Source organism: Streptomyces sp. (assembly GCF_035563135.1).
Classification (GTDB): domain Bacteria; phylum Actinomycetota; class Actinomycetes; order Streptomycetales; family Streptomycetaceae; genus Streptomyces.
The window spans coordinates 1-3762 of record NZ_DATMVN010000720.1 but is presented as its reverse complement, the minus strand read 5'-3'; the positions used below and the strand labels follow the sequence as shown (position 1 = coordinate 3762).

Annotated in this window: 4 protein-coding genes and 1 pseudogene; 1 reads left to right on the top strand and 4 read right to left on the bottom strand. The window is 70.8% G+C overall.

Annotated features, from left to right (window positions below; genetic code table 11):
* A partial coding sequence (locus VN520_RS31975; protein WP_414720015.1) for a hypothetical protein occupies positions 1–307 on the top strand: 307 nt, incomplete at its 5' end.
* 10 nt (positions 308–317) lie between these two features.
* On the opposite strand, the gene VN520_RS31970 is transcribed toward VN520_RS31975, so the two are convergent.
* The 4 genes and pseudogenes from VN520_RS31970 to VN520_RS31955 all read right to left on the bottom strand — a co-directional run.
* A complete protein-coding gene (locus VN520_RS31970) occupies positions 318–935 on the bottom strand; it encodes a hypothetical protein (protein WP_325750428.1) in 618 nt (205 codons plus the stop codon).
* Positions 932–1798, bottom strand: a complete 867-nt coding sequence (locus tag VN520_RS31965) for an amidohydrolase family protein (RefSeq protein WP_325750427.1) — start codon at positions 1796–1798, stop codon at positions 932–934. Before VN520_RS31965 ends, VN520_RS31970 begins: the two co-directional genes overlap by 4 nt.
* Before the next feature lie 56 nt (positions 1799–1854).
* Positions 1855–3363, bottom strand: a complete 1509-nt coding sequence (locus VN520_RS31960) for a hypothetical protein (protein ID WP_325750426.1) — start codon at positions 3361–3363, stop codon at positions 1855–1857.
* An 11-nt stretch (positions 3364–3374) separates the two neighbouring features.
* Positions 3375–3762, bottom strand: a pseudogene (locus VN520_RS31955) (hypothetical protein); the annotation flags it as partial.

Genomic DNA, 3762 nt, shown 5'->3' with positions numbered 1-3762 from the left:
CAGCCCCGGCGACCTGCTCGCCGGGGACCGCCCGCCGGCGCGGCGGTCCCCGACCGGCGGGACCGGCCTGGAGGCCGCCGTGAGGCGCAGCATCCGCGCGGGCGCCTCGCTGCAGGACTTGAAGTCGCAGGTGAGCGACCTCGCACTCACCATCGCCCTGGCCGAGGCGGAGGGCAACGCGCACGCCGCCGCGCAGCGGCTCGGCGTCACCGACCGGGCCATCCAGAAGAGGCTCCAGTCCGCCCGCGGAGGAGCCGGACCGCCACCACGTGCGTCGGCACCGCAGTCCCCACCTCTCCCGCCGTAGGCCCTGCAGGTCAAGCGGCCTGCAGCTGGACGGCGAGCTCGGAGAGGAAGTCGGCGAGTTCCTCGTGGAGGATGTCGTGGCCTGCTGCCCAGGGGCTCTTGGACGGCAGCTTCTTGAAGGGCGGCCTGCTGTACCTGCTCCGCATGGCCTCCTCGTACTGCTCGCGCACCCCCTTCTCCAGTTGGGCCCCGAGCAGCGGAGGACACGTGTGGTACGGGATCTTCTCCAGCGCACACGGCTCGGGGAAGGGGTTCCCGACCCGGTACCAGGTCGTCAGCCTCGAGAGGATCGGCGGGCGCCGCTTCTTCGCGCCGCCCGGCCGCCGGTCCTTGTCTTCCTCGTCCCGTTCCGCCAGGACCCTCTTGAGTTCGACGGTGTCCGCCATCAGCACCTCGTAGGACGACGGATCTGTCTCCTTCACGGTCCGGTAGGTCAGCAGCACGGGCACCTTGGACGTGCGCACCGCGGACTTGCGCAACTGCTCGACGCCGGCATTGATCTCCCTCGAGTTGTGCGGCTTGATCTCCCCGACCACTCCCTCCTTGGGGGGCAGTCGGCTCCCGCTGGCTACCGTGGTCCTGCGCTCGTAGTCCGTGGCGCCGTATGCCGCGCACGTCGGCTTGGTCATGATCGTCTCCTCGGGATGGGTCGGGGTCGGACCGGTGATGCCCGGTGGTGGGACGGGGACGGGTGGAAGCGGCGGAGGGCCGGGCCCACGAGCCGGAGCAGGTTGCCGCCCGTCACCAGCGCCTCGTCGGCCGGGGGCAGCCGTAGCGCGCGGACCTTGGCGAGTTCCACGGCCGGATGCAGGAAGGGGCCGTCACTGCCGAACAGGACCTTGTGCGGCCCAGCGCGCCGGGTGGCGTCCTGGAGCAGGTCGAAGTAGCGCACCCCCGAGGTGTCGGTGAAGACGTTCGGCAACCGGCACAGCTGGTCGACGAAGGCGTTCTGGGCCCGCCAGTCGTCCGCGAAGGACGACAGGTGCGGGATGATCCACGCCACCTCCGGGTAGCTGGCGGCCAGCATCTCCACCGACGCGGTGTCGCCCCGGGGGTCGTAGAGCACCGGGACACCGAGGTCGCGAGCGGTGTCGGCCACCTCTCGGGTCATCCGCCCGTCGTGGGCGTGCACCTTGATGCCGCAGAACCCGTCATCGGCGACTGCCCGGGTCAGCCGGGACCGGACCTGCCCGGACTCGGTGACGGGGTTGACGAACGCGAAGCCGAGGAAGCGGCGCGAGCTGCGGATGAGCGGCACCAGGTCCCGGTTGGCACGCGGGTAGTCCGACGTCAGCGGTGGCATGAGCACCGCGCCGGTGATGCCGGCCGGCCCGGCCCGGGACAGGTACGTCGTCAGCGAGCCGCTCGTGTCCCATGGGCCGCTGAGTCCGTCGCCCGTGCCGATGTGGACGTGGGCGTCGATGACCGGAGCCCGGCCCCGTCGCCCTCGGCTCATGGGCGAGCTCTGGGCGTCACCGTGGGATGCCACCACGCGAGCACCTCCTGGCGTCCTCAGGGGGAACGGGGCCGATGCCGGGCGGTGCCCGGTCAGGCCCGGACCCGCGGCGACCGGGCACGCCGGGAGATGAGCAGCGACGGCATCGTGGCGTCCGCGGCATGCGCCAGGTCGACCCCGGTGACGGCGCGGTATGCCGCGGCGTACCGCTGGATGTCCGGACGGAAGGCATCGGCCCAGGCACCCGCCTCGATCGCGCCTACGTTCACGTCGGACCAACGGCCGAGCCGCATGGTGAGGACCAGCCGCTCGGAGATCGTCGCCAGGTCGTGGAAGTGCATGACGCTGGCGTCGCCCCACCCTTGGATCGAGCGCATCGTCTCCACCCGGTCCATCCACGGCTCCGGGTACGGAGTCATCGGCCGGCCGCCGAGGAAGTCCCCCATCTGCGGCTGCTTGAGCAGGAACTGCATGACCAGGAACTCGGCGCGGGCAGTGACGGCCATCTCGCCGTACTGGTTGTGGGTGCCGTAGGACAGGGCGAGGTGGCAGTCCCGGATCGCCTGGTACAGGGGGAAGGGATCGGCATTGACCGTGAGGTCGTCGCGCCTCTCGTAGAACAGGTGCGCCTGGTGGACGACCTGGTGGAACGACTCGAGGAAGTTCGCGCGGCTCTCGACGAACGTGGTGCTCGACGGGACCGCCCGCCCGACCAGGACGATGCCGTACTCGTACGCGTACTCCGCCACCCGGCGGCGCACAGTCGTGCGGCGGACCTCGTCCTCCGCCCAGCCCCACAGCAGATTCCGCAGCGGGAGCAGCGGTGTGACGTCGAAACGGCTCAGCGGATCGTGGCGGGGGCTGACCCGCCGGTTCTGGAAGCGGGCCAGGATGACGTTGAGGGTCTGGACCAGACCGGCTTCCTCCTCGAAGTAGTTCCAGATGAGCTCCACGCATGGCAGGAACGGCCGGTCGCGGAACTGCACCGGGAGCAACGCCTCCGCCTTCTGCCGGTCGAGCAGGTAGCCGGGTGGGGTGAGGTCGGCCAGGCTCCGGCACCGGACGGACTCGACGTACTCCAAGGCGAGGTCGAAGAGCTCCTCGTGAGCCCGCCGCCCGAAGTTCGCGTACGCCTTGCCCTTCTCGGGGTTGAGGCGCTTGCTCCGCTTGACGACGAAGGTCTCGAAGTCGTCGTAGTTGGCCAGTCCCTTACCGGGGCGACGTGGGTGACTTCCTCGGCCCACGAGCATGACCGGGTTGCCGGGTTCGTCGGCCACCGCGAAGGAGTCCGCGTCGTCGTACGGGTCCACCTCACTGGGGGCCCAGGTGGTGACCTTCCCGCCCTTCCGCGGGTTGTTGAGGTACAGCCGGACCTGGTAGCCACCCGGGGACAGTGCGGGCACCGGGATCGAGTAGACCGTGGGGGCCGCCGCGCTGCTCCTGTCGATCACCCCCCGGTGGACGACGGTCAGCGTGCCACCCTCGTCGGCGAGCACTGCCCACGCGGCGTCATGGCGGTGAGCGGCGTCGACCTCGACCTTGAGGACGACCTGTTCGTCGGCGCGGTAGACGTCGTTCTGGGTGCGGATGGTGTTGGGCATCGTCAGCTCCTTCATGCGACCCGGCGCAACGGCCGGGTCCTGGGTCGAGCGCTTCGTTGGTCGGTGTCCAGGCGGCTGCGCAGCGCCCACGCCTCGAGCAGCGTGGACAGCAGCCGGCTCTCCTGCGCAGGGGTGATGCGTCCTGCGACGCGCCCTTGTCCGGTCGCGGCGAAGACGAGGCTGGGTGGCTGGCGGGCCATCGCCCCCAGGTCGCCCGCCCAGCCGTCGAAGTTCGCCAGCAGACGCTCCGGACGGCGTTCGGCGAGTGGGAAGGACTCCCGTAGCGAGTGCCCGTGCAGGGCGTCGGACCGGTGCTCGACGAGCAGCCGGGTGAACGGTCCGACCTGCTCCTCCACCGCCCGGAGCTCCGCCTGCCGCGACTGCGGCAACCCGTCCACG

Excerpts from the sequence above, each read along its gene's own strand:
- VN520_RS31960 (WP_325750426.1), bottom strand. The coding sequence starts at position 3,363 with ATGCCCAACACCATCCGCACCCAGAACGACGTCTACCGCGCCGACGAA.
- VN520_RS31970 (WP_325750428.1), bottom strand. The coding sequence starts at position 935 with ATGACCAAGCCGACGTGCGCGGCATACGGCGCCACGGACTACGAGCGC.